This window comes from Roseimaritima sediminicola (assembly GCF_009618275.1).
Lineage (GTDB): Bacteria > Planctomycetota > Planctomycetia > Pirellulales > Pirellulaceae > Roseimaritima > Roseimaritima sediminicola.
The window spans coordinates 24937-49640 of the sequence record NZ_WIAD01000012.1 but is presented as its reverse complement, the minus strand read 5'-3'; the positions used below and the strand labels follow the sequence as shown (position 1 = coordinate 49640).

The following is a 24704-nucleotide window of genomic DNA, read 5'->3' as shown; positions in this document are numbered from 1 at the left end:
ATCACCTTTCACGAATCACCAGGGGAAAGAGAACAACGGCAGCCGGTGGTGAAGCCGGTTTTCGGTAGCGAGCCTAGCCGTTGCAAGGTTGATTGTAACATCGGATCGACTTGGCACGCTCCATCAGTCGCACCGTCCGCTCACGGCGGGCAGCCGCGGCGGGGTCACAGTGGGAGCAGTGCCACGTTTCCGCCAACGTCTGGACGTCGCACAGCCGCCCGCATCGGTCGCACATCGGCACATCGGCTGGGGCGATTTCCTCGCACGCCAGCAGCTCGGCATCTGCGTCTGTGATGGACAGGCCGGCGTCTAGTCGCAGGATCGCAACCACGGCTTGCTTGTTCGCTCTCAGTGCCTCTACGTCCGCATCCGTAACCACGTTCGGCGGCGCGTCCAGTTCCAAGGCATCGCCCGCCACGGTCAGGTACACACCGCGGCCCATCAGGTCATCGACCAGCATCAGGGGCGTCATATTTGCATCCTCACGCGATCGGCGGTTTCCGTGTACTCGCCAACATTCCGTGTACACGCCAACGGGTTCTCTTGGCGAGTACTTGGTTCCTTGGCGAGTACTTGGGGATCTTCGGGCAGTCGCCACACCCAGGGGCCGGTCAGTCCATCGCGGCCACGGTCCACATTCAGCGACTTCGCGGCCCGGTCGACCGTCCGTTCTGCGATGCCGTCCCGCTTGGCATCCTGCTTGATTTCCTTCGCAGGCCGCGGGCCGGTTACCAGGTAGTCGGCCAGCCATGCCTTGGCCTCATCGTGGGCGGATTGTCCGGCGTCCTGCCCATCGTTTTCCTTCGCCAGTGCATCGTCGGCACTCATCGTCACGGGCTTGGGATCCCATTGGAGCACACCAGGATTGCCGGTGATGCGATAGGCCAGCCCGTGTTGCCTGGGAGCCAAGTTGTTCTTGCCAGGCAGCAGTAGGCGGCGGCTATCGTCATCGGTGTCGACCGACAGATGCCACACGGACCGCGCGATCCCGGTAAACGCTCGACTGCCAAGTGCCATGTCATCGGCAGCACGCCCCGCAGACTTCCGGCGGTGAGCCACGCACAGCACGGCCGGCCCGTACTTTTCCGCCAGCTTGGCGATGGGGGCCAGCACGCTCCGGACTTCGTTGTCCCGGTGTGCATCAGTTCGGCCACCCAAATAGCTGCCGATGGGATCGACAACGATCAGCCGGCAGTTGTCCAGCTCTCGCAAGGCATCTTCGATCATCGCAACATCGGCCAGCGTCACCGTCATGTCAGCGTCATCGGGATCGGCGTTGTCAAAGTAGCTTCCCGTCATTGCGACCACGCGGGACACGTCCGCATCGTGGGCGTCTAGCCTCGGCCTCAGGGTGTCGGCGGGGTCATCTTCGGCACTCAGCAGCAACACGCTTCCACGCTCGCAGGGCGAGCCGTCAGGCCACGGTCGGCCGGTGGAGATGCGCGCGGCCATGTCGGCGGTTAGGTAGGACTTGCCGACGCCAGGTTGACCAACCAGCAGCGACAATCGTCCAGTCGCGACGCGATCATGCCACAGCCATTGGACAGGGCGCGGGGTCACATCCGCCATGCGGAGTAGCCTGGGCCTGCGGTTCGGTTTGTGTACGGGATCCGGTGCCGGTGACGCCTTGGGCGGACCGCCAGGATTCCGATTGCTCGGGAGAGCCATCTGTTTTATCCTTGTTAATGAGTAGTCTGTTCCAGCGACAGCCCCACGTTTCGGCGTGGGGTTTGTCATTGGACCGACGGGGAGTTGAACCCCGACAGAACAAGGTGAGTAGCCTGTTCCAGCGACCGCGCTCCGGCCCGTAAAGGTCTATTAGGCGATTCAGTCGCGGGACAGTGCGTCGATCACGGCGGCGGGTTGATACAGCCGCCTGCGTCCCACCGACACGCTGGGGATCGTTCCGGCAGCGGTCATCGTGTCCAGCTTCGGCACACTGATCGACAGCAGCGCGGCCATGCGTTCGCGGTCGACCAACCGCGGCTCGGCAGATTCGGCCAGCAGCGGCCGGACCGCATCGGCCACAGCCGCAGCGATCATCGCAGCCAGTGCGTCGGCGTCGGTGTCTCGCAGCAGTAAATCAGCCACGGCCCACCCCCTTCCGATCGTCGACCAGTTCCCACAGCCGGGAATGACAACAGCGGTTGCTTGATGGAACGTAGCCCACTGGGCGGATGATCCGATCGCGGTGGAGCTGGGCGACCATCGCACCGAACACGCGGCCGTCCATGTCATTGGGCAATGAAAGCCCGCGAATCGCGTCAGTGAAGGTCGCCGGCCCTTCTTCTAAACGACGCAGAAACAGACGACGCCCATCTGCAATTATGGACAGAGCAGAAGATTTATCCACGAGCCATTTCCTCCTGTGATTCGACAGAAGATCGCTCGTGGTCTACAGCCTCGGCCAGTTTAAGCAGCCGTCGAAGCAAGCGAAGTTCTCGCAATCGCTTCCCTAGCTCAACTCGGACATTCCGAGGGTCTGGGATCCAATCAAGTGGTTCAGAAATTCGATTTGCCATTTGGCACCATCCTTTTGTTTGAGGTGGCACCACTTTGGCATTCAGTCAGTTGCAAAACCGCTTCAAATTTTGCAACAAATAATCGCTATCCAGATAAGCGGCCTTCCATGAGTATCCAGTCACCTTTTGTCGTAATATTTAGATCGACGCGAGGCTCAGCGCACAGGAACGCGTCATTCAACCGGCTTATGGTCGGGCGAAGATTTGTTGATAGTTTTTCTTCATCCTTCCAGACCTCCACAACGACGGCAATGGCTTTTGCTTGTGGCGGGCTTGCGGTCCAATCTGCTGTGCTCCAAATTGCTCGCAAGAGGCGATCTAAAACCTTTGGTAAGCGAACAGATGGGAGTGGTGGCGCTGGCACCGTGGCCGGTAGCTCCCGGGGGTCACTGATCTCCGATAAACGAGAGTTTGCTAGAGGAAGATGAGAGGCTGAAAAACGCCATCCCATCCCATCTGAGTACAGTTCCATGAAACATGAATCCCCATTGGACACATGGCAGCGATTGCCCGAGTTCAACTTTGCCGGCGGAAGACTATCCGGTGAGTACCGACCAAGGTGAGCACCTCGCCTGTTCTCATAGATTGCCTGAAGCGTGCCTGTGCTTCTCCATACAGTCCCATCCGAAAAAACTTCCATGAAACGTGGAAACGAATCACTTAACCGACACCGTTTTCCCTCATAGCTGGTTGCGATTGGCAGAGTAGCGATCGTAAACAAGCCGAGATAATCGTCTCTGACTTCTCGCTGCAGATGATTCCTATCGACGTTCATTGGCATCCTTCGGTTGTGGGCCGATTCGACCGACCGCCGCGGAAGGTTTTACGCCAGCGGTCGGCTGAATCGTGCAGCCGTAGCTAACGGCCTACCCTTGGAAGCCATCGCGGGTCAGGCGACAGCGGAGAATTGCGGGCGACCAAACCCGCACAGGAATATTGTTACCGATCGTTGGCACGGATGCCATGCAAGGCGAGAGGGGCCAGCCGGGCCAGCACGCTCCGCTACCAACGCCCATTTTTCGCACGGCAGAAATAAAACGGGCAACCACGGTCGCGGCCAAGCAGACCACCACAATCTGCCCACCCCCGCCCCGGCGTGCCGCGGGTCCCCGGTCGCCCACCCCCGACTCCCATTGCGGTAGGAAGCAGCCCGGCCGGTGTTGGACTCAGTCCGTCCGGTAAGATACTCTGGAGGCCAGGGGGAAGCTCCGGTGTAACTCGCAGGTACTTCCGACCGATCGTCCGCCCCGCGGGGTGAGCAAGCCGCGGCGGTCCATTACTAAGTTAGTGCGTGGATCGGCTGCGGGGTGGGAGCCGGTATGTTCACGTGGTAGTTGTAACACCAGATCACCGCGGGCATCTGCAAATGGCAAGGAGGGCGGTGGGGGTGGTCCCAGTTCACATCGCATCGGTGCGAAAGTACCGCAGTGGGTAGTCGAGTGCCTTCGGTCCGGTTGCCTACCAAGGACCCACAGGCCCGGCGGGGGTCAGCTTGTTGGACCCTTCTGGGATCGCACGGCGGCACGGGCGGCGGCCAGCAATTCGGCCCGCTGGGATGCGTCCAGTCGGTCCCAGATCGCTAACAGTTCGGCGGTGGTTTCGTCGGCCCTGTTACCACCGGTGTTACCACCAGCAGCGGGCAGGGCGGTTTTCCCTAGCGTTTCGGGCGATTGTGAGAGTCCTGGTTGGGCTACTTTGCTTGTTTTTCCTAGTGTTTTGGAGTCTTTCCCAGTCGGATTTGCTCGGTTTCCACCGTCCGATTCCGCGGTAAAGCACTCGGAAAGAGTAGGAATGACACCGCCAGGGAGACCGCCAGCCGGCGGCGGTGACATTTCGCGGCTTTCTGTTGATCCGGTAAGGGCGGTTCGCGCGGCATCCCAATGATCGACAGTCACTTGCAGGTAATGCTTGGCGGCGACCTCGGATGAATGTCCGAGCCACGAGTCGACAACGTAACTGGGGAACCGCTCTTGCAGTTCGGTTCGTCTCGTGGATCGCAAGTTGACAAACGTCTTTTGCCATGGGACGCATCCGGCACGCTCGATGATGCGATTCAACTGGGTGTCGAGGTTTGCGTCGACCGGGAAGGCTTCGCCAGGGTCAGGCCTTGTGTTCGGTGTTCAGGTGGAGTTGTTGTTCGATATTCGCGGCGTCGTGGCGCCACTGCCGGGACTCCTGATATCGTCGTTCCGCACGGCGGACCAGGTTCGACACGCTGTCCACCCCCGGCAGGCCGAACCGAGGCCCCAACTCTCGCAGCGTGGCCGGCGACCATCGCCGGCAAAGCCAGGCCGCCATGTCACGGCCTGCCGCGGTGCTTCGGAACACCGCGTAGTCCGCCGGCTCCACTCCGTGATAGGCGGCGGTTGCGGCAATGATCTCCTCGGCTCCGATGCTTCCCGGCCGCCGGGATGTGCTTTGTTGGCAATGCGAGTCGGCTCCGTCAGCCAGCTGGATCATGCGGCGCAGAAAGTCTTCGCTTCCGAACACCCATTCGCGTAGCTGGGTGTTGAAGGGGTTTTCAGGAGCCGCCAATCCGGCATTCACATAGCGGCGGTACGCCGCCGCCGGGTCTTTGCCGCCGACGGACGCCTTCCAGTAGGTGTGCAGTTGGTCGTAAGCGATCCAGTCGACTCGTTTCAACCTCCTCGCGTACCCGGCGAAGCTGCTGTGTGGCCAGGATTCTGGATCGGCGACCAGGGGGCGAGCGCCACTGCAGGGATTAAGGTTAATATAACGATTGAGCGTCCAGTAGTAGCCCGCATCCTCGACCAAGAAAGCTTTGTACCGGGCATGGTCATGAAACAGCTCGCGCCGGCCATCACCGCGAGTAACGACGTGGTAATTAGCGCCTGGAAACTGAATCCGGGGCGGTCTGGGCATGACAATCCTCCGGGCGGATAGGTGCAACCCTTTACGCTCCCCCTCTCGAACACCGAACACAAGGCCTGACCCCGGCGAAGCCTTCCCCCCCCCTCGAACACCGAACACAAGGCCTTACCCCCGGCGAAGCCTTCCCCTGCCGGCGGTGTCACGGCCGGGTCTCGCATCCTCAAACAAACCAAAGCCCCGGAGGGGCGACCCAGCGGGTCTGCACCTGTGCCGCCCTTCGGGCTAAAAGTGTTCTGCTGGCCCGGACCCGGGGACTCACGTCCCCGGCAGAGGCTGTGCCGCCCTTCGGGCTAGGAGCCAGGAGCAGACTTGTTCACAAGCAAGTTATGTTGGACATGCAGCGGAACCAAACAAACCACGCCGCAACAATCACCGCGACCGCAGCACCAGCCCGCAGGGCGGCATAGCCCCTGCCGGCGGTGTCAACCGCCGGGTCTCGCCACCCCAAACAAAACAAAGCCCCGGAGGGGCGACACAAGCGTTTAACGCGCGACCTGCGGTTACGGCGAGGGCTGGGCGTTGCGTTCGGTGTTCAGGTGAAGCTGCCGTAGAATATTCGCAGCGTCTCGCCGCCACTGCGGGGATGCGCGGCGCCGCCATTCCGCGCGGCTGTTCGTCACAAAGTTCATTCCAGAACCCGTTCGCGGGGTTGGGTCCGGTGTGCTCACGGGCAGTAGGAACGCCAGATCACGGCGGGCGTCTGTAGAATCAGGCAGGAAGCCGACCACCCTGCTCTTCTCACTTGACGCCCAATTCCAATTACCGCTGAACCAGCCCAGCGGTGCAGGGAGTGCTAGTCACGATCTATTCGGCGGTCCCGGCCGGCCGCGGAGACGAAAGGCCATACAAGCGGCAAGGCAAAGAGCAAACATCGCGGCGACGTACCGCCAACCGGGCGGACCGAAGACCACGGTCGCGTTGACGACGACAAACGCAAAGCTGGCATGAACGGTCCAGAAGTAAACGCGGTGCCGATAGGGAAAGCCAACGCCACCGATCCACCACGCGGCGACGTCTGCCAGCCAGAGGACCGTGAACGCATAATTGACGTACAGCCCTCCCGCCCAGGCGACGCCAATCATCCGCTCGGTCTGTTCGGCCGTGTGGCGGAGAGCCGCATCATGACGCCAATCGTGATACACGCCGAACGCTCCGGCAATGTGAACCAGACAGAACACGGCGCCAATGGTCCATAAGAACCGCACCAGATAAGACGCTGCCGCGGGCTCCGCGTCCGAACGCGAAACGACATCCAACAACACCCGGACCAAATAACAGCCTACGGCCAACCGCACACTCCACAGCGTCAACGTCTCCCCCGCAGTCACGGTCCCATCGGCCAACAAACAGGTCAGGGTCGGAACCCACATCGCGCACCAGAATTATTTTGCCGAGATGTTTACCGCTCGTTTGCCTGCCGTATGACCCTGCTCCAATTTCGCCAGCGCCTCGGCCACACGCTCCAGCGAATGCGTTTCCGAGAGAACCGGTTTCAATTTGCCGGCGTCGACCAGTTCGCCAAGCACTTCGAGATCTCGGCGAAGTGGTACGGAGATGTAGCGGCGAAGGCTCTGTTTCGTAAACGGCGAGAGGATTAGCGGTTGCAGTAGGCGGATCCAGAACGCCAATCCACTCGCGCCCGTGCCACTGTTGCATATCAGTGTACCGGTCGGCTTCAGCGCTCGACGCACCTCTGCCAAACGGCGATTCTCGACGTTGTCGAGGATGACGTCGTAGGGCTGGGCGGTCGCGGTAAAATCAGCTTTTGTGTAGTCGACGACATGGTCGGCCCCGAGCGATTCCACGAGCTCGATATTCGTCTCGCTACACACCCCGGTCACCTCGGCCCCTATGGATTTGGCAATCTGTACAGCGAACGTGCCAATCCCTCCGGACGCGCCGTTGATCAGCACGGACTGGCCGCTTTGCAACTTGGCGACGTCTCGCAAAGCGTGCAAAGCCGCCAGGCCCGAGGTCGGGATCGCCGCGGCCTCGGCGTGTGATACGCCGCGCGGTTTCTTCGCAAGTTTGTCGTTACCCGCGGCGACGAATTCGGCACAGGTCCCCGGATGGTAACCGAACACTTCATCTCCAGGCTGGAAATCGGTTACGGCGTCTCCGACCTGTTCTACGACGCCAGAGAAGTCATAGCCCGGGATTCCACAGCGGGGGCGAAGCCAGCCAGTTTCCATCCGCACGACAAACGGACGGCCGCGAACCGTAAAGCAATCTCCGACGTGCAGCCCGGCGGCTTGAACCCGCACCAGCACCGCTGACGCGTCCAGCTCGGGCCGCGGCACCTCGGCCAATACCAAGGCCTCGGGCGGACCGTATCGATCGGCGTAGACCGCTCTCATCGCTTCGCCTCCGGCTGAAAAGACCACCAGCCGGCGGCACAGCGGTTGCCAGCGACAATGAAGCCGAGGAATCGCGGTGTCGCGAAGCGGTCGTTCATCCTCGGTCTCCCATTCTCGTAAGCGTCTCGGCGATTGCCGAGCGGTGTTTAATCTTCGTGTTCGGCAGGCGGTGGTGAGTCGGCCGGAAGGGTGACGCTGGCCGCGATGTCCGTGCCGGCCAGGAACCACTCGATGCCGATGCCGACCCGACTGTAGGGTACCGTGACGGTGACCGACACCGGTTGCAGGTCCGAAACGATCTCGGCTTTGGTCGCCGGAGTGTAGGCCACCGCATAGCCGAGGATGCCGGCTTCAGCCAGCGAACGATCGATCATGGCTTGGGCGTCCGCTTGGTCTTTATCGCCAAGTGTATAGATCCGACAACCATTCATGGCTGCCTCCTGCAGGGCATGCTGGACCGTAAAGCCCCGGGTGATCTCCAACGATGCCAGGATCACCAGAATCACCGCCGGCAGGATCACGGCGAACTCCACCGCCGCAATGCCCCGCCGCGTAGTCCTCGAGCGGAAACGGCGGGGGCCGTAACAGGGGAACGGTTGCGAGCGAGCGTTTCGCTTTTGCATGGGATTATTCCACGATGGTGGTACGGTTGATGTCGTTGGCGATTCCGCGATAGGCCTCTCGCAGGCTGGACGTGAGCACGCTGCCGCTGCCCGAGGCGTCGAAGTGCCGCCCACCGGTGATCGCAGCGATGTCGGTCATCAAATCGACGTCGGCGGAATTTCCTAGACTGATCGTATGAATCTTGACTCCCAAGTCGGCGGCATAAGCGGCCATTTGTCGAGCGTATCCATCGCCGTTGCTGGACGGTTTGTTGGCATGCCCGTCGCTCATCAACACCATCAACATGTCGACGTCCTCACGATTGTTCGCGTCCACACAATGCGCCCCGTCTCGAATCGCTGCCCCGATCGGCGTGCCGCCGCCATACTTGCGGGCCTGCAAGGCGGCGGGACTGAGCGCGGTACGGATTAAAGCATCGTAGTCGTCGGTCAGAGGGGCTTCCAGCACCCCGGCCCAGTCGGTCGCCGCCTCACTGGGATCGGGAAACAGACTTGCCGGCGTCGCCGTGTAGACGATCCCCGGGGACGCGTAATCGTCCGGGTCGTAATCGTCTTTCCGCACGCCGTAGCCCATCACGCCGACGAAGTCTTCCTTGTCAGCGTCTCGAATCGTGCTCACGAACTCGGGCGAGGCTTCGCGCAACGCTTCGATACGGCCTTGAGATCCCATCGAGGACGACAGATCCAGCACCATCATGATGTCCAGCGGGGCGGTCGGCACCGATGCAACGGCCTGTCGCGGCACCGTAAACGTCGTCCTGCCGAAGATCTGCGCGAACGAATACGGTTCGTCCTCTTTCCTCGCCAACACGCGAACGCTGTAGGGATTCTCGTCGGTGGCATAGAACCGCTGGGCATCCGGTTCCCACTGCCCCAGCTCGACATCGATCGCGGCGGCGGCGACGTTGCCGGAAAACCCGACCTGGTTCATCTGAATAAAACGCTCGGCGGCCGCTCGGGCCGCCTCAGCATCGTCGGGGTCGCGTTTCAGCTGCAATCCGCCCGCCAGCGCCCCCGCATCGACGGCCGACTGCAGTTGGCTGCGCACCAGCTGGACGCGGGCCAAATCAATGGCGAAGGCAGCCATCGCAATGACGATCACCAAGAAGAAGGTGAACATCACCATAGTGCCACCACGACGGCGTAGGCGAGCAAAGTGTTTTCTCATCTTCATCTCGCAATCCCTACCGTTCAGGTTCGGCTTCGCGCGGCAGCACACAGCTGGCGGTGTAGCGGTAACGAGCAAAGTACTTGGGCAAGGGCACCCAGCTGTTGTCGGCAAAGCGGGCCGATACCCGCACCGTGACGGGATCCCACTGCGGCATCGACTCCAGTTGTTCCGGCAAAATCTCCGTGGTGACGTTGCGTAGGCCGATGCTCTGAGTCAGCCGCTGGACTTCGGCTTCCGCCGCTGCGCTGCTCTGCGACCGCAAGATTGCCAACCGGCATCCTGAGCGAGCGGCTTCCTCGAGAGCCTGCACGGACATCGCAGCCCGGCCCAACTCGATCGATGCAAAGAGCACCAGGAACAAAGGAATGGCCACGAAGGCCAACTCCACCGCGCTCGCCCCGCGTCGGGTCGAGCGTGGGTGTAGACGATTTTTCTCAGCAGGCATGATGCGGGCGGCTCTCTGCAAACGGTGTGACACAATACGTGCGACGACTTCAACAGATAGCTCTCAGGCCCAGCCCGCGGGGATCAGAAACCCCCTAAAAAAACGCAAGCCAACCCTCGCCGGAGGGGCGGCCTGCTGTTTGTACCGAATATAACGCCTGACACAGCGTTCGCGGTGTCGGTTCCCACGCACGGAACCCGTCGTGGACCTTGAGCCAGATGTCCAATACAGAGAGAACAGCGGGCGAGGGAAAAGGCCAGGAGCCGTTTTGGTTGATCAGGCAAAAAATGGCTGGTACGCTCTTTGCTTCTCTTTGCTTCGGCGTTTTGGAAAAAGGATGCCGCCTAGACCACCATGTGCGGACGTCGCCGGCGAGATCTCGGCCTGTCGATTTTTTCAAAAACGCATGGCTTCTATGAGCCGTTTGGGCGACCTTCCACAAGAACGCCGACGATGAGGCGTTTGAAGGAATCAGGAAATGAGATCGATTGTCGTTGCGACCGATTTTTCAGAGCGTTCGGACCGCGCCATCCGGCGGGCGAAGTTGTTGGCGCGGGAGTTTGAATCGCATCTGCACCTGGTGCACGTCGTCGATGACGATCAACCTCGAGTGATCGTACAGGCCAAGCAGACCGCGTCGACCGAGCTGCTCGCGAAGCTGACGCAGACCCTCGGCAACGTCGATCGGGTGCAGTGCGACTTCCGCGTGGCTTTGGGCAAGCCCTTCCTGGCCATCACGCAAGCCGCTCGAGAACTGGACGCGGATTTGATCGTCATCGGCCCCCATCGCCGCCAACTGCTGCGCAATATCCTGGTGGGCACGACCGCAGAGCGAACGATCCGGACCGCAGACCGTCCCGTGTTGATGGCCAATGGCGTGCCCAGTGGGCTGTACCGCCGGGCACTGGTCGCTTCGGACCTCTCGGACGAATCCCAAGCAATGATTCACCAAGCTCAAGAACTTCGCTTGATGAACCGGCTGGGCGTATCCCTGCTGCACGTCTACAGCGCGCCGGGAAGCACCTTGGTCAACCGCACCTCGATGAGCGAAGCGGAGAAACAGTCGTATCTGGACAGTATTCAAAACCGCTCCATGCAGCAGACCGTTGCCTTCATGCAGCGCGTCGGCATTGAAGAGATGACCCCGCTGGTTCAACACGCCACCGCCAATATCGCCGAAACGATCTGCGACACCGCTCGAGAAATGTCGGCCGACCTTGTGGTGCTGGGGACGTGCGGTCGTTCCGTGTTCGCTCGGGCCCTGATGGGAAGCGTTACCGAAGGCGTCCTGCGAGTTTCCGAGCAAGACGTACTGGCCATCCCGCCAGCGCTCCGGGGCAACTAAGCACGTCGGCATGAATCTTTCGGTGAAACCCCGCGACAACACCCTCCCGCGCAGCGGGAGGGTCGGGCTCTTAGGACCGGGGAGAGCCCTACGAAAACCCTCTCCGGGCCTAAGAGCCCGACTCTCCCAGAGGGAGAGTAAAGCCGAATGAAATGTTGCGACGTGCTTACCAACGTCCGGCTCACCACCGCCGCTGGCACGGTGGGAGCCAAGCCTTAGAGAAGGCTTTCCAGGTAATCGCGAGACCGATTGATTTCGGCAGTGACGGCCGCGGTGGGTTCGAGAATCGGCACCCCACGCGGCACCGGATGCATGAAGATCTCGGTCCAGCCCGCGTAGCCGACCGCCTTCATTGCATCGACCAAGGGTCCGAAATCCAGCTCGCCGCGGCCGGGCATCTGCATCAGCTCCTGCTCTTTGGGCAGCTTCTTGACCGATCCCATCCCGTGCTGCCAGGCGTAGAACACCGCGATGCGGTTGCCCAGCGATTCGATCAGCCCGGCGATCAACTGGGGATCTTGCTCGAGATGATAGGGTGCGAGCGCCACGCCCAGGTGCTTGCTGGGACAGAGTTCGACCAGCCACTTCAGGGAGTCCGGCGATTCGATCAGGTTGTTGCCATGGTTCTCGATGGCGATCGTCACTCCGGTTTCTTCGGCGACGGCCAGGTGAGGTTTCATCTGTTCGGCAAACTCACCCACTGCCGTTTTCAATTCCGTCCCCTTTAATCTCTTAGGACCTTTGCCGCCACAAACGATCGTCTGGCAGCCCAGTCGCCCGGCCAGCCGCATCTCGTCCTGCAACCGGAACGGACCCAGCTTGTACTGCGTGATGCAGCCCAGTTGGACGCCATGCCGATCGAGCAGTTTCTGGAAAGCGGCTTCGCCCATGGCATCCAGTTGTTCGCGCTGGTTGCCGTGGACCTTGGGCCAGATGTCCAGAGCCTTCGCTCCCGTCTTCGGGACCTCGGGAACAATGTCTTTCAGGTCGGTGTAGCCGTACATGCTGGAACCGACCAGGTAGTTGAACTGGAAGTCAGACGGCGTGGCGGAAGCGGTACGAGCAAGCAACGCGGAGGCAGTGCACGCGGCCACGAACTGGCGACGGTTAAGATTCATCAAAGCGGTCACTAGGAAAGAAAGCGGACGGGAATGAAGAACGGGCGGGAATGAGGAACGGGCGGTGCTTCAGCACCGGGGGCTTCCGCGCACGGGGTTTCAGCATAATCGCCGTAGCTCTAGTACGTGCGGTTACGTTTCCCGCAATTGAGGCGTCACTCTGCTCGGAGGCTGGTATCGATCACGATTACTGGTCTTTCTCCGTCGCGGGAAACCGCTTTCGGTTGTCGCTGGCAACCGGCTGGCCGTTCCGCACGTTCCACCATTCGGCTGCGCGATCAGGATCGTAACCCGGATTGGGGATCGGCATGCGTGCCAGTACGTTCTCGCGCCAGGCTTTCAGTTTTTTCTGCAGGTCAGCGACGCGTCCAGGTCGCTCGGCCGCAAGGTTCTTTGTTTCTCCGATATCCTTTCCGATCTGGTACAACTCGATGTCACCGGTGCCGTCGAGATACTCGATCAGCTTCCAATCACGCGCGCGGATGCTGCTGGCCGGTCGATCGTGGTGGTAGTGGGGAAAGTGCCAGTACAACGCATCCCGATCGAGCCGAGCATCAGGGTTGGACAGCAACGGCGTCAAACTCACACCGTCGATAGTCTGATTCCGTGGCAACTGTCCGCCAGCAAGTTCGACGAGTGTCGGATAGAAGTCGTGGGTAATGGTCGGTTCGTTGCAGACAGCACCTGCGCCCACGAGGGGCGGATACTTCACGATCATCGGCACGCGAACGCCGCCTTCGTGCAAGGATCCCTTTTCTCCTTTCAGGGGCGCAAGGTCGGTGACGGTGTCGTCCGCCTGCTCGCGAAAGTCGTAACGTCGATAGAGTGCACCATTGTCGGAAGTAAAGATCACCATCGTGTTGTCGCTCAGACCGTTCTGGTCGATCGCATCGACGATGCGCCCAACCATATCATCGCAGTGTTCGATCATGGCGGCGTACACGGGATGCGGCAGATCCCGTTGCTGCTCGGCGGCCTTCTGGCGGTATTTCTGGACCTTTTCCGACATGGCTCCGAGGGGAATGTGAACGGCGAAGGGCGAGAGCATTAAAAAGAAAGGCTGGTCTCGATTCTTCTTGATGAACTCGATGCTTAAGTCGGCTTCAAAGTCCGTCCGATACTGATTCGGGCCGGGTTTCAGATCGGGTCGCCCCTGAACCCGAAAACGACCGGGCAGATGAGGACCTCCGATGACGGCCGAGAAGTCGTATCCTTGCTGGTCGGGTTGGAATTGTGGGGCCCCCGTGCCCAGATGCCACTTGCCGACGTAGCCCGTTGTGTAGCCGGCCGTCTTGAGCGCTTCACCGATCGTCACGGTATCGCTCGGCAGTGCCATCGTCGGACGCGGCGTGATCACGCGTTCAAAGGGTCGCCAGTGGCCCGGGATGTGTGCCGTGATACCGATGCGAGCCTGGTTCTGGCCGGACTGCAGCGCACATCGCGTGGGTGAACAAACGGCTCCGGACGCATAGAAATCCGTGAAGCGAACGCCCTCGGCGGCCAGTTGATCGATCCGAGGCGTTTCGACGAAATCGTTGCCGTAACAGCCGATATCCGTCCAGCCCAGGTCGTCGATAAAAATCAGCACGACGTTGGGCTTGTCACGGTCGTCGGCTGCAGCCGCCTTGGAAGCGCCAAGAAAGACGAATCCCGGCACGAGAACGACGAGCAGACCGCAAACAGCTTTTTTTAGACGGTTCATTTTCTAATCAGAATTTCGGATTGGTGTTGTCGTTTAAGTCAGCAACGAGACGATCGCTCGGCGATACTTCGTCGATAAATGTCCAGCGTTGGGCCGAATGCCTGTCGGATCTCGAGACGCGAACACGGTTCTGTGTGACGGCCTAACGGTCCTTTTCCGTGACGCAGTAGAGCTTCGTCAGAGTTCGAATCAACAATTTGTCACCGACGACGCTCGGCGTGGCGATGCACAGTTCCTCCAGTGGATTCGTTTTCAGAATCTCGAACTCCGGACCAGCTTTGATGACGTACGTCAGCCCGTCTTCGCTGAGACAAAACACCTTGCCGTTGTACGCCCACGGCGAGGCGGTGAAACTGCCTTTGGGCGAGAAGCGTTGTTTGCCGTAGACTTCCTCTCCGGTCAAGGCGTTGTGACAGGTCATGAATCCCTGATCGTACACCGTGTAAAGGTAGTCGCCGTAAACAATCTGCGTCGTGTTGTAGGGAGAAGCCAGCGGCTGATACCACTCGATAAACTCGTTTTCTGCGAAGCCATCGTCCAGATCCAGGCTCCCTTCCGCACCAGGATGCATTGCGAACGTCGGGCGATGTGCATCGCCGACGTAGCCCGACGAGATGTAGCACAAACCGTGGGCGGCAAAGGGCGAGGGAATCACCAGGATGGACATGCCCCCATCAAAGCTCCACAGCTCCTGGCCATCAAGCGAGTAGCCACGGTTGCGTTGTTGACCCGGCACGACGATTTCCGTTCGCTTGTCGTTCTGCCAAACCAGCGGTGTCGCCCAGGACATCGTTTCGTCTCGTTTGGTGATCCAACGCTGCTTTCCGGTTGCCGCGTCAAACGAAGCGATCCACGACTCTTCCATATTGTCGTAAACGACAAAAACCTGACCATCGTGCACCACGGGTGAAGCCGCCGCGCCGTAGTCGAAGTTGGTTTTCTTGGGCTCGATCGGATGAGACCAGAGCAAATCCCCGTCGAGGCTGTAGCAATACAGTCCGAGATCACCGAACAGCACAAACAAACGCTCGCCGTCTGTGGTCGGCGTTTCCGCAGCGTAGGAGCTCTTCGGGTGCCGGGGAACGACGGGCCGGCCGGTGTGCGCTTCATGACGCCACAACTCTTTGCCGCTGTGCAGATCAAAGCAGTACACCATCCAGTGATGGACACCCTTTGCAGGATCACGGACGCCTCGCCCCAGGTACAAGCCTCCCTTCGGTTTGACGTTTTCTTCATCCGCGATGACGGAAGAAACGAACACCCGACCTCCGACAACGATTGGGCTTCCCCATCCCTGCCCCGGCACGTTGGCCACCCAGGCGACGTTTTCGGTCTTGCTCCAGCGGTCCGGAAGATCGGGATGATCCTCGGCAACGCCCGTTGCGTGCGTCCCGCGGAATCGCGTGAAGTCTTCCGCTCGAAGGGATGTTGCGTCCCCGCTCGACACTGCAACCATCAACAAGACTACGGCAAGTTGTTTCACTGGACTCTGTCCTGTACTGACATGGAATGGCAATGAGTTGTATCGGACGGTAAAGCAGGGCGGCCGGACGGTCAGTGCGGAGCTTGGCGGCGATCCTTTTCGACCAGCTGGCGATCGTAGATTTTACCCGGCCGCACCGGCTCGTGTTCCTGCTGTGCCCGTGCGATCAGCTGCTTTAAGAGCTCGGGATGCTGGGCGGCAAGGTCGTTCGCTTCTTCGACATCCTCGGAAAGGTCGTACAGTTCCCAGGGCTGCTTGTTCTTGCGATACGCTTTCCACCGCCCCATTCGTACCGCGGTCTGATCTCGGTACTCCCAGTACAGATGCGAATGTGCTTGCTGGCCCTCTCGGCCCATCAACGTGGGTAGAAAGGACAGTCCGTCCGTGGGCGGACTGCTCGCACCGGTCAAGTCGGCCAGCGTGGGCATAACGTCTTGAAAACTGAGCACATGATCGGAGACCGTTCCCGCGGGTACCTTCCCCGGCCAACGGACCAGAAAGGGAACTTTCAGTCCGCCCTCGTACAGCGAACCTTTGCCCGCCCGAAACCGCGTTCGTGTTTCGGGATTTAGGTTCGGAGCGAAAAAGCCATGCGGACGGTCTGGGGTATGAAAGTAATCCTGCCCGCCGTTGTCTCCGCACAGAAAGATGACCGTGTTGTCGTCGAGTTCCAACTCCTTCAACAGGTCCATCAACTCACCCAGTTGCCGATCCATCATATGCATGAATGCGGCGTACACGCGAGCGTCGCGATCGGTTCGCTGGCCGGCGGTCCAGGGTTTGTCTTTAAAAAGCTGCCACGAAGGATCGTCCTCGTCGATCCCCCACAGACCATGGGGCGGTGTCCAGGGCAGATAACAAAAGAACGGTTGGTCCCGATGTTCGCGAATGAACTCCTTCGACTCGCGGAAGATCTCGTCTTGGGCGTGGGTCTCGCCCATGTAAAAACTCTCGCCGGTGTTTCCTGCCAGCGGCACTTCGCGACTGTTGCGGATCAGGTAGGCGGGGTAGTAGGTATGAGCATGGACCTGATGGTAGTAGCCGAAGAACTCGTCAAAGCCATGCGTTTCCGGGACGCCCGACGTACCGCGTGCGCCGATGCCCCACTTGCCGAAGCCGCCGGTCGCATAGCCGTGCTGCTTCAGCATCGTGCCCAGAGTGGGCTCGTCTTCGCGGATTGGCGAAAAGCCGTTGTTGACGCGCATCGAGGTGTGGCCGGCATGCAATCCGGTCAGCAACACGGCTCGCGTCGGCCCACACACCGGGGCTCCGGCGTAAGCATTCGTAAAACGCATCCCTTCGCTGGCAAACCGGTCGATGTTCGGCGTCACCAATTCCGGGTGCCCCATGTGCCCGCTTTCAAAATACCCCCAGTCATCCAGCATCAGGTAGATGACATTGGGTTTTCCGGCCGCCGCGTCTGTCGCCGCCGAATCGTCTGTCTCTGTCTCTGTCTCTGTCTCTGTCTCTGTCTCTGTCTCTGTAAAAGGCTCTTCCGCAGTGCGAACGGCCAGCTCCTGGAACGCGGTGTTCTCTCCGCCACCCACGTTCGTGACAGGCGAAACGTTCCACACGATCCAGCGCAAGCGTCCCAGCGTTGTTCCGTCGACGGCCGACAGCGATGCCGCCGTGTAGTCCGCAGCGATGGCGACGTTGGCCAATAGCAAGGTTAACGCAGCCCAAGCCGCGGGGCTGTTCTTTACGTGTGAACTCATTCTCAACTTCGATCATCAAACGGTACGGCCACCACTGCTTGGTGCCGTCGGACTTCACTGCAAGGCTCATCGTAATCGGCCGGCAATGCGCGTGCGACCTCCGCCCCTCACCGAACCAATTACTATTCTATAGGGCCTCCTACCTCGGATTGGCATCCGAGGCTATCAACTGCCATCGCTTCGCGATTCAGCACAGCTCGCATCGGCATCCGCGCCGTCGAGAACGGAATGGCCATCTTCCATTTTTCGCTCGCTCTCGTCTCGGCTGAGGACAGCCGAGCTACTGTTGGACGATCGCACACGATCGCCAGTTGCGAGGCAACGACCGTCGATAGCCTGGGATGCGAATCACAGGTCGGCGACTGCCATCGCTTCGCGATTCAAGCTCGCCTGCCGCGAGGGACGCTCACGAACACAATCGACGTGCGGCGCGGGAGAGTGCTGTCGTAGGGGTTCACCGAACACTGATGTCGGCGTTTCCAGCCGAGCGAATCGTTACCTTTTTTAGCTGTCCGTCGCTGCCCCCGACGACAACGCGATTCTGGTGGGGGTGGACCGCGACGGCGTAGGCCCAGCCGTCGATCGCGTCGAGCGTCTCGGTGACCTTTACTTCCTCGGGATCGACCACGCGAATCCGGCCATCGGCACAGGCTGCGACGATCTGCGAACCGTCGCTCCGCCAAGCGATGTCCATAGGCATCGCGTCCAGCCGAACGTAGCGGACCATCCGGCCGATCGTGGGTTGCCAAAACCGGATCGTGCGATCGCCAGCGGCCGAAGCGACCATCGGCAATCCGCCCTCCCCCGGACGCAACGCCAGGTCGTGCACTCCTTGCGTGTGCTGGTTCATGCTGCGGACCAACGCTCCTGTTTCCAGATCCCACACCCGCACCGATTGATCCACGCCTGCGCTGACAAGCGTCTTGCCATCCTCGAGCAGACACAACGCATCGACGCTTCGTGAATGGCTTTGTAAAACCCGCACCAATTCGCGCGGCGTTTTCATGTCCCAAAGCCTGATTTGTCGATCGGCACTTGCACTCAAAAGCCGCGACGAGTCCAACCATACGACCGCTCGTACGGAATCGTCGTGGTCCCCCAGCTTCGCGGTCGGCGTGCCGGCTGGCCAGGACCGCAGTTCGACGCTGCCGTCCTCGGCCGGATATCCGCCGCCGATGGCAAGGTGTTGGCCATCCGGCGAAAAGGCCGCGCAGTGCAGGTTCGGTACGGAAGCTTTACTCGTTCGTTGTCGCTTCAGGTCCGGCCACGAGCACACCTGCATGCCCGCTTGCGACACCGCCACGACCGCTTGCCCATCCGGAGTAAACGTCACGGCGGTAATCGGTGGCTCGGTCGCGGTGGCCGCAACCGACAGGGCAACGGTCAGCCCGAGCACGATGCTTGGGGCGAACAGGTATCTCGAACAAACCTCATGGCGTTGCATCGTGGGTTCCTTTAACCGAACAACTGAGCCACGATGCGAGCTCCGTCCGCCGCAACGCGAACGGGCCGACCGTCGCCGGTGTGCAACTCGTGGCTCGGATCGATGCCCAGCAACGTATAGATCGTGGCGGCCAGGTCCGAGGGCGTGACGGGTTGGTCGTGCGGCAGCTCGCCCAGCGGATCGCTACTGCCGATGATCTGACCGCCTTTGACGCCTCCGCCGGCCAATGCGACGCTGAAGACGTTGGGCCAGTGGTCGCGACCGCCGCCGGAATTTATCTTGGGCGTGCGTCCGAACTCGCCCATGACCACGACCAACGTCTCGCCGAGCAAGCCGCGTTCGTCCAGGTCCTGGATCAAGGCACTGTAGGCGCGATCCAGCGAAGGTAGGTGAGCGTTGCGATCGCCCGCATAGCGTTGTTTCAGCTGGATGATGTTCTGATGCGTATCCCAGCCCGCGCTGTTGACCGTTACGAAGGGGACGCCTCGTTCGACCAATCGCCGTGCGAGCAAACAACTTTGCCCGATGCCGTTGCCGCCGCTGCGGCCATAACGATTGCGAACGCTGGCCGGCTCGTCCGATAGATCAAAGGCGGCTTTGGCCGAAGGCGAGGCGATCAGGTCGTAGGCTTGTTCAAGATCCGGATCGGATTGCGATAACGCCGAAGCGTCTCGCGACCGGGCGAAGGCGTCCAGCGCGTTGACAATGCGTCGGCGTCGATCCAAGCGATCGAGATCCAGGCCGCGATAAAAGTCCAGGTCGCGCACCTTGAAGTCCGGGCGCTCGGGGTTGCCGCCGACCGAAAACGGCTCGGTGCCCCTGGGCAAAAACCCGTTGCCGCTGACGTTGCGGCTGAACTCGGGCACGGCGACGTGAGGCGGCAGCACTCCGGTGCGTTCACGCTCATGGGCCAGCGTCGCGCCGAAGGTCGGGTACTCCAGCGCCGGCGATGGCTTGTATCCGGTCATCAAGTAATGCGTCCCGAAATTGTGCTCGCCCAGCGGTGAGGTCATCGAGCGAACAATAGCCATCTTGTCCATGATCGTGGCCGTTCGCTGCAGACACTCGCCGAGACGAACGCCCGCGATACCGGTCGCGATGGAGTCCAGCGGCCCGCGAACCTCCCGCGGCGCATCGGGCTTGGGATCGAACGTCTCCAGGTGGCTCGGCCCGCCGTCCAGCCAAATCAAGATGCACGACTTCGCTTTGGCCACCGGCGACGTTTCGGCGGCCGCCGCCCGCCGCAGACGAAAGAAATCGCCCAAGCCGATCCCCAGTGCCGACAGTCCGCCGATCCGCAGCACGTCGCGGCGCACCACACCGACACATCGTTTCAGATGGTTCATGATGGACCTTTCTTTCGCCGGGATTATTTCTTTCGTCGGGATTAGTGGTTCGTTACGAATTCTTCACAGGTCAGCAGGCCCCACACAAAATCTTCGAGAAAGGCTTGCCGGGCATGGTGGGAACCTAGACCGTTTAACTGCGTCTGCCAGTGCTCGCGTTCGCGGTTCGTCGGCGGACGACTGAGCGCGGCCAGATAAAACGCCTGGATGACTTCCATCGAGCGTTTGCCTTCCAAACGCAGTCGTTCCAGGCGACCGCCCTCGGCCGCGATGCGAGCGTTCAGCAGGTCGCCGTTGAAAAGATGCAGTTTCTGCGGCAGGCCACCGGCCGAGCGGGAGGAGCTTTCACAGGCCCCGGATCGATCGCACCGGCCCAGAATATCCAGAGCCGGCGACGCCGTAGCGGGGCTGACCAACGTCACGGCTCGCGTCCCCACCGGCTGGTCACCGTAGCGATCCGCAACGCCCAACACGTCGGAAATGGCGTCGGCCAGCACCTCGGCTTCGAGCGGTCGGCGCAGGGCGTGGGAGTAGAAGCGATCATCGTCTTTGTTTTCGGCGGTCGCGTTCGCACTCCGCGCATACGTGGTGCTGTTGGCGATCAAACGCAACGTCCGCCGCAGACGGTAACCGTGCTGGATAAAATCCTCGGCCAACTGGTCCAGCAGGACGGGATGCGTGGCGGGATTGGTATCGCGAAAATCGTCCACCGGTTCGACCAGCCCGCGGCCCATCATCCGCTGCCACAAGCGGTTGACGATGGCCTTGGCGAAGTAGGGATTGGCCGGATCGGTCAACCAATCGGCGAATTGCTGACGCCCGTCGGTGGCGCTGTCGGCCAGAAAGAACTCCCCCGGGATCCGCTCCGCGGCGGGCTCCAGCGTACGGGGATGGATCGTTTGGCCGTCCGGTTTTGGCCTGACGGTTTCGCCTTGTTCGACCTTGGCAAAAACTGCGGCCAGCCCGTGATAGTCGTCCTGCGTCCAGCGATCCAGCGGATGGTTGTGACAATTCGCACAACGCAACCGGCTGCCCATGAACAACTCGCTGACAAACTCCGCCTGCTCGCGCGGTCCCGTCGTGGTGCGATAAAAGTTGGCCGGCCCCACCACATGCGTATCGCCGCTAGCCAGGATCAGCGTTCGCGCAAGCTGCCGGTAGCTCGCGTCCCGCTTGACCTGGTCCGCCACCCAGCGGTGATAGGCCTGGGCGGCTTGTTGATCGCCCTGGGGCGGACTGATCCGCAACAGCTTGGCCAACTGCAACGTCCAGTACTGCTGGAAGGCTTCTCCCTCGAGCAAGCGATCGACCAAAACGCGCCGCTTGTCCGCTCGGTCGTCATCGAGAAAGTCGCGGACCTGCTGTGGCGAAGGAAGGCGGCCGGTCAAGTCCAAGCTCACGCGGCGCAGGTAGGTGGCGTCGTCGCACACCGGCGAAGGCGACAGTCCCAGCGCCGCAAGCGATTCGAGGACCCGTTGGTCGATGAAGTTGCTCTGGGCCTCATCGGCCAAATCGATCGTGGATTCGGCGAGCGGCACCACCAACTCGATGGGCACGACCGTATTCAGATAGCGAGCGATCACGATGTGCCGACCCGGACGCAGCACGCGAGTTGTCGCGGACGCGGGATCGACTGCGACCGCGGACGCGTCCTCTGCCTTGAAAATCGTCCACCGGGTCACGTCTCGGGTAGAACCGTCGGCATAGTGAGCGACCGCACGCAGGGCAATCGGTTCGTCCAGGGATCGCGACACGTGCTTCGCCGGCGTGATCGCGACGTCCACGAGTTCACGCCGTGATACCGGCGACGCCCCCTGCTCGATCCACCGAAGCAGCAAGCGGGCGCTTTCGCTTTGGTCTTCGAACACCGCCCCACCGCCGTGCTGCACGTATTCGGCGGGTTTTCGGTAGATCAGGCTTCCGGCCGGATCGAGCAAATGAATCCGCCGGCCCTGCCGCTGCCGGACAATCGCTTCGTAGTCGGACGCTGGATCGCCACCATACAGCGAAAGCTTGAAACCGCCGCGACCGATCGCGGCACCGTGACACGCCCCGGCGTTGCAACCGTTCTTGGTGAACATCGGAATCAAGTCGTTACGAAAATCGACACGTCGCGACGAGGCCTCTTCCGCGACGCCGGCCGCGGCGAAGCCGACGACGAGAGCCAGAGCCGACAGCAGCGTTTTCATAAGCAGTGCATTTCGAACCGTTGGCAAGGGTTTCATTTCAGGGTGGCTGATCTCGCCAGAGATTGGACTGAAGCTATCGCCCAGCCGGAGGAGCATTGCTGCGGCGCATCCGCATCCGTGGGTTGTTTTCGGAAGCTTCGGCCAGCCACTTGGCGACCGTTTCGCGGTCTTCGTCCACAAGTTCCGCAATGCCGCCCATCACGTGCGGATCGAGGTACAGTAGGCCTTGGCGGAAAACAAAGTTGCGTGTGACCTTGCCATCTTTGGCAAGGATGATGGTCTGAGCAATATTGCGGTTCAGCCCATAGGCGCCGGGCCCGTCGCGGCCGTCTTTGGAAACCGCGATGACATCCACCCCGCGTCGCTGCATGATCGGAAACGCTCTTGCGAATCGCTGAGCGATCGCGTCGGGGTCGTCCGACAGGAAGACGCAGACGACCTGTAGGTCGGCATCCGCCTTTTGATCGATCGCCTCGATGGCATCCACGACACCGAGCAGTCCGCGAATGGCCACGCCGGTGTCGTCTTGGAAGAACAGGACCTGAGCGCTACGGTCGGCGGCCGCGATCGGATCGACCGCCTGCCCCTTGTTCTCGCCAGCAAGGCTGGTGGCCTGAAAGCCGACGACTTTCTCGCCCGGCTGGGGCCCAGAGAAGACCGGTTCGCCTTCCATTCGATAACCGTCGGGATCTGCCACGGTAACTTCGGTGCGTGCCTCCGGGCGGCGCTCACGCGGGCGGCTCCGCTGCTCCCCACGCTCGGCCTGCTGCGTTTCGGGTCCGCTGCTAGCAGCTTCTTGCGCAGGACACGCAGTAACCACAACAAAGCCAAGCAGCCAAGCAACGGCGAATCGTTTCATCGGAGTTTCTCTGAGAAGATCGGTAGGCGGAGTACGGAAAGATGCGGACAGGCTCGCAGCCTTTATGCTGGAGAACATCATTCTAGCCTACCGGCGTTGCCGCTACCGTACCCTGACGTCCGTGACTTTAAAGCTAAATACTAGCGATAGCGACGGGGCGAGACGGTAAACTGGGTTGGCGCGAGCCCTGCGAGGACACCTGAATGATCTGTATCCGGTTTTGCTGTTGATCCCATGAAAGAAACCACCATGCGTTGTAAATGCAAGGGCCGCTGTGACACGCGACGATGCCAGTGCTTAAGAAACCATCAACCTTGCAGTGAGGCGTGCAAGTGTGTTGATTGCCAGAACCCGCTCAATGGCATGGATGTCTCGAGGATGTCCGACTGCGCGATTGGAAACGCAGAGATCGTTCGCGCACTGACTAGCGAAGAGCTAGAACTTTTAATACCGCTGCCCTGTGGCCATGACCCGGTCCCACTAAAGCTACTGATCGACAATTACTCTTGTCCTGGCTGCGACGACGAGCTCTATTCCTTTTCCTTCTGCAGGGGAACCGCAGAGCAGGAGAGCTGCACCTGGCACTGCGATGTGTGTCGCACCTGCCGAGATTGGCGGGAGTGGCATTGCCCAACGTGCAATCGCTGTACCTACGGTCTATCCCTGCCCTGTCCCAGGTGCTGAGGGCTGCCCGTGATACAGGCGTTCATTCTAGCCCAACGCCGCGTCCCAAACTGCCCCGACACGGCTGTGAGACTCAATCAATCTCTTCGAACCGTTCCTGCGGTTCCCAATCGCCACCGCCCAGGAACTGCCCAGCGCGATCCGCCAGGGACGTGCCGCAGAGCTGTTTCAGAGCACTGTTTCCTGCGTCCTCGCAGTCTGCCGAGTTGAGGATCGCACAAACCTTGCTCGGGTAATCGGACATCAGATTCCGGAACAGAACTTGGGCCAGGTGATAACTCAGCTCTTGGCCTTCGTCCGGATAGAAGTCGGCAATGTAGTCGTAGTACTGTTCGACGTTGGCGAGGACGAGCACCACATGCTTTCCAAAGCCTTCGTCTCGAGCGACGCCGTCCAGCGTTTGCAGAATCGTCCGCCGAGCGTATTCGCAATGTCCGAGCAGACGGTTCGATTTGACCGCCGACTCTTTGCTCAAAACGAAGAACTCGGAGGATTCGGCCACAACGTATCCGTCATTCAGCGATCGTCTAAGTTGCTCGAGCCAATCACGGGCTAACGCTGTCCATACGTCATTCGTCCGCTCACCCAACTGCTGCGAGTCGACCCAACCCGCGATGACGCTCCAGTTCGGCTGCAGATGCCGTTCACCGCGTTCCAAGGCGTTGGGAATCGATGCCAAGGTCCAACTCAAAGGCACACCGTTCCGTTCAGAGTAAGAGCAAAAGGGTCGGTTTTGTCGTCCGGCGTTGTTGCTAAGCACGTCGCAACATTTAATTCGGCTTTACCCTCCCGCTGCGCGGGAGGGTGTT

At 60.8% G+C, this 24704-nt stretch carries 22 protein-coding genes; 2 read left to right on the top strand and 20 right to left on the bottom strand.

The features are described 5' to 3' along the window. Positions 1 to 73: 73 nt before the first annotated feature. The 11 genes from GE027_RS08525 to GE027_RS08475 form a co-directional block, all read right to left on the bottom strand. The gene (locus GE027_RS08525; protein WP_153556766.1) at positions 74 to 472 is read right to left on the bottom strand and encodes a TubC N-terminal docking domain-related protein; all 399 of its coding nucleotides are present in this window, start codon (positions 470 to 472) and stop codon (positions 74 to 76) included. Then, entirely contained in the window at positions 469 to 1569 is a 1101-nt protein-coding gene (locus GE027_RS08520; RefSeq protein WP_162006633.1) for an AAA family ATPase, read from the bottom strand. The genes GE027_RS08525 and GE027_RS08520 overlap by 4 nt, the downstream gene beginning before the upstream one ends. 258 nt (positions 1570 to 1827) lie before the next feature. Further along, entirely contained in the window at positions 1828 to 2091 is a 264-nt protein-coding gene (locus GE027_RS08515; RefSeq protein ID WP_237607401.1) for a DNA-binding protein, read from the bottom strand. Continuing rightward, the gene (locus GE027_RS08510) at positions 2084 to 2353 is read right to left on the bottom strand and encodes a hypothetical protein (protein WP_153556764.1); all 270 of its coding nucleotides are present in this window, start codon (positions 2351 to 2353) and stop codon (positions 2084 to 2086) included. Before GE027_RS08510 ends, GE027_RS08515 begins: the two co-directional genes overlap by 8 nt. 1656 nt (positions 2354 to 4009) lie before the next feature. Next, positions 4010 to 4579: a hypothetical protein gene (locus GE027_RS08505; protein ID WP_153556763.1), complete on the bottom strand. Its 570-nt coding sequence runs from the start codon at positions 4577 to 4579 to the stop codon at positions 4010 to 4012. A 43-nt stretch (positions 4580 to 4622) separates the two neighbouring features. Continuing rightward, the gene (locus GE027_RS23040) at positions 4623 to 5405 is read right to left on the bottom strand and encodes a hypothetical protein (RefSeq protein ID WP_153556762.1); all 783 of its coding nucleotides are present in this window, start codon (positions 5403 to 5405) and stop codon (positions 4623 to 4625) included. Positions 5406 to 6211: 806 nt separating this feature from the next. Next, positions 6212 to 6784 (bottom strand): hypothetical protein, encoded by a 573-nt coding sequence (locus tag GE027_RS08495; protein WP_153556761.1) that lies wholly within the window; start codon positions 6782 to 6784, stop codon positions 6212 to 6214. 12 nt (positions 6785 to 6796) lie between these two features. Further along, a complete protein-coding gene (locus tag GE027_RS08490) occupies positions 6797 to 7714 on the bottom strand; it encodes an NAD(P)-dependent alcohol dehydrogenase (protein WP_237607410.1) in 918 nt (305 codons plus the stop codon). A 203-nt stretch (positions 7715 to 7917) separates the two neighbouring features. Next, positions 7918 to 8394 (bottom strand): TadE/TadG family type IV pilus assembly protein, encoded by a 477-nt coding sequence (locus GE027_RS08485; RefSeq protein WP_153556759.1) that lies wholly within the window; start codon positions 8392 to 8394, stop codon positions 7918 to 7920. A 4-nt stretch (positions 8395 to 8398) separates the two neighbouring features. Then, complete coding sequence (locus tag GE027_RS08480; RefSeq protein WP_162006632.1) at positions 8399 to 9520, bottom strand: pilus assembly protein TadG-related protein; 1122 nt, start codon at positions 9518 to 9520, stop codon at positions 8399 to 8401. A 58-nt stretch (positions 9521 to 9578) separates the two neighbouring features. Further along, complete coding sequence (locus tag GE027_RS08475; protein ID WP_153556757.1) at positions 9579 to 10010, bottom strand: TadE/TadG family type IV pilus assembly protein; 432 nt, start codon at positions 10008 to 10010, stop codon at positions 9579 to 9581. A gap of 478 nt (positions 10011 to 10488) precedes the next feature. Between GE027_RS08475 and GE027_RS08470 the strand changes: the two genes are divergently transcribed. Next, positions 10489 to 11355 carry a universal stress protein gene (locus tag GE027_RS08470; protein ID WP_153556756.1) on the top strand — a complete coding sequence of 289 codons (867 nt, stop codon included), beginning with the start codon at positions 10489 to 10491 and terminating at the stop codon, positions 11353 to 11355. A 215-nt stretch (positions 11356 to 11570) separates the two neighbouring features. Here GE027_RS08470 and GE027_RS08465 read toward each other — a convergent pair whose 3' ends face one another. Together GE027_RS08465 and GE027_RS08460 are read right to left on the bottom strand one after the other, a co-directional pair. After that, the gene (locus GE027_RS08465) at positions 11571 to 12473 is read right to left on the bottom strand and encodes a sugar phosphate isomerase/epimerase family protein (RefSeq protein WP_153556755.1); all 903 of its coding nucleotides are present in this window, start codon (positions 12471 to 12473) and stop codon (positions 11571 to 11573) included. Positions 12474 to 12660: 187 nt separating this feature from the next. Beyond that, positions 12661 to 14061 (bottom strand): sulfatase, encoded by a 1401-nt coding sequence (locus GE027_RS08460; RefSeq protein WP_237607409.1) that lies wholly within the window; start codon positions 14059 to 14061, stop codon positions 12661 to 12663. On the opposite strand from GE027_RS08460, the gene GE027_RS23345 reads away from it, so the two are divergent. Further along, entirely contained in the window at positions 13978 to 14166 is a 189-nt protein-coding gene (locus tag GE027_RS23345) for a hypothetical protein (protein WP_237607411.1), read from the top strand. The two genes, GE027_RS08460 and GE027_RS23345, sit on opposite strands and share 84 nt — an antisense overlap. Before the next feature lie 151 nt (positions 14167 to 14317). On the opposite strand, the gene GE027_RS08455 is transcribed toward GE027_RS23345, so the two are convergent. The 7 genes from GE027_RS08455 to GE027_RS08420 all read right to left on the bottom strand — a co-directional run bounded on the left by GE027_RS08455 (position 14318) and on the right by GE027_RS08420 (position 24586). After that, the gene (locus tag GE027_RS08455) at positions 14318 to 15436 is read right to left on the bottom strand and encodes an outer membrane protein assembly factor BamB family protein (RefSeq protein ID WP_456320479.1); all 1119 of its coding nucleotides are present in this window, start codon (positions 15434 to 15436) and stop codon (positions 14318 to 14320) included. Between the two features lie 293 nt (positions 15437 to 15729). Further along, on the bottom strand, positions 15730 to 17373 hold the full coding sequence (locus GE027_RS08450) for an arylsulfatase (RefSeq protein WP_153556752.1): 1644 nt from the start codon (positions 17371 to 17373) through the stop codon (positions 15730 to 15732). Between the two features lie 454 nt (positions 17374 to 17827). Next, the gene (locus tag GE027_RS08445; RefSeq protein ID WP_153556751.1) at positions 17828 to 18817 is read right to left on the bottom strand and encodes a WD40 repeat domain-containing protein; all 990 of its coding nucleotides are present in this window, start codon (positions 18815 to 18817) and stop codon (positions 17828 to 17830) included. An 11-nt stretch (positions 18818 to 18828) separates the two neighbouring features. After that, positions 18829 to 20163 (bottom strand): DUF1501 domain-containing protein, encoded by a 1335-nt coding sequence (locus GE027_RS08440; protein ID WP_153556750.1) that lies wholly within the window; start codon positions 20161 to 20163, stop codon positions 18829 to 18831. A gap of 41 nt (positions 20164 to 20204) precedes the next feature. Then, positions 20205 to 22352, bottom strand: coding sequence for a DUF1549 and DUF1553 domain-containing protein (locus GE027_RS08435; protein WP_162006630.1), 2148 nt, complete (start codon positions 22350 to 22352; stop codon positions 20205 to 20207). A 73-nt stretch (positions 22353 to 22425) separates the two neighbouring features. Further along, positions 22426 to 23049 carry a hypothetical protein gene (locus GE027_RS08430; protein WP_153556748.1) on the bottom strand — a complete coding sequence of 208 codons (624 nt, stop codon included), beginning with the start codon at positions 23047 to 23049 and terminating at the stop codon, positions 22426 to 22428. Between the two features lie 919 nt (positions 23050 to 23968). Then, positions 23969 to 24586: a hypothetical protein gene (locus tag GE027_RS08420; protein ID WP_237607400.1), complete on the bottom strand. Its 618-nt coding sequence runs from the start codon at positions 24584 to 24586 to the stop codon at positions 23969 to 23971. Positions 24587 to 24704: the final 118 nt, after the last annotated feature.

Excerpts from the sequence above, each read along its gene's own strand:
- GE027_RS08495 (WP_153556761.1), bottom strand. The coding sequence starts at position 6,784 with ATGTGGGTTCCGACCCTGACCTGTTTGTTGGCCGATGGGACCGTGACT.
- GE027_RS08465 (WP_153556755.1), bottom strand. The coding sequence starts at position 12,473 with ATGAATCTTAACCGTCGCCAGTTCGTGGCCGCGTGCACTGCCTCCGCG.
- GE027_RS08520 (WP_162006633.1), bottom strand. The coding sequence starts at position 1,569 with ATGGCGGATGTGACCCCGCGCCCTGTCCAATGGCTGTGGCATGATCGC.
- GE027_RS08480 (WP_162006632.1), bottom strand. The coding sequence starts at position 9,520 with ATGGTGATGTTCACCTTCTTCTTGGTGATCGTCATTGCGATGGCTGCC.
- GE027_RS23040 (WP_153556762.1), bottom strand. The coding sequence starts at position 5,405 with ATGCCCAGACCGCCCCGGATTCAGTTTCCAGGCGCTAATTACCACGTC.
- GE027_RS08525 (WP_153556766.1), bottom strand. The coding sequence starts at position 472 with ATGACGCCCCTGATGCTGGTCGATGACCTGATGGGCCGCGGTGTGTAC.
- GE027_RS08475 (WP_153556757.1), bottom strand. The coding sequence starts at position 10,010 with ATGCCTGCTGAGAAAAATCGTCTACACCCACGCTCGACCCGACGCGGG.
- GE027_RS08470 (WP_153556756.1), top strand. The coding sequence starts at position 10,489 with ATGAGATCGATTGTCGTTGCGACCGATTTTTCAGAGCGTTCGGACCGC.
- GE027_RS08435 (WP_162006630.1), bottom strand. The coding sequence starts at position 22,352 with ATGAAAACGCTGCTGTCGGCTCTGGCTCTCGTCGTCGGCTTCGCCGCG.
- GE027_RS08440 (WP_153556750.1), bottom strand. The coding sequence starts at position 20,163 with ATGAACCATCTGAAACGATGTGTCGGTGTGGTGCGCCGCGACGTGCTG.
- GE027_RS08450 (WP_153556752.1), bottom strand. The coding sequence starts at position 17,373 with ATGAGTTCACACGTAAAGAACAGCCCCGCGGCTTGGGCTGCGTTAACC.
- GE027_RS08485 (WP_153556759.1), bottom strand. The coding sequence starts at position 8,394 with ATGCAAAAGCGAAACGCTCGCTCGCAACCGTTCCCCTGTTACGGCCCC.
- GE027_RS08445 (WP_153556751.1), bottom strand. The coding sequence starts at position 18,817 with ATGCAACGCCATGAGGTTTGTTCGAGATACCTGTTCGCCCCAAGCATC.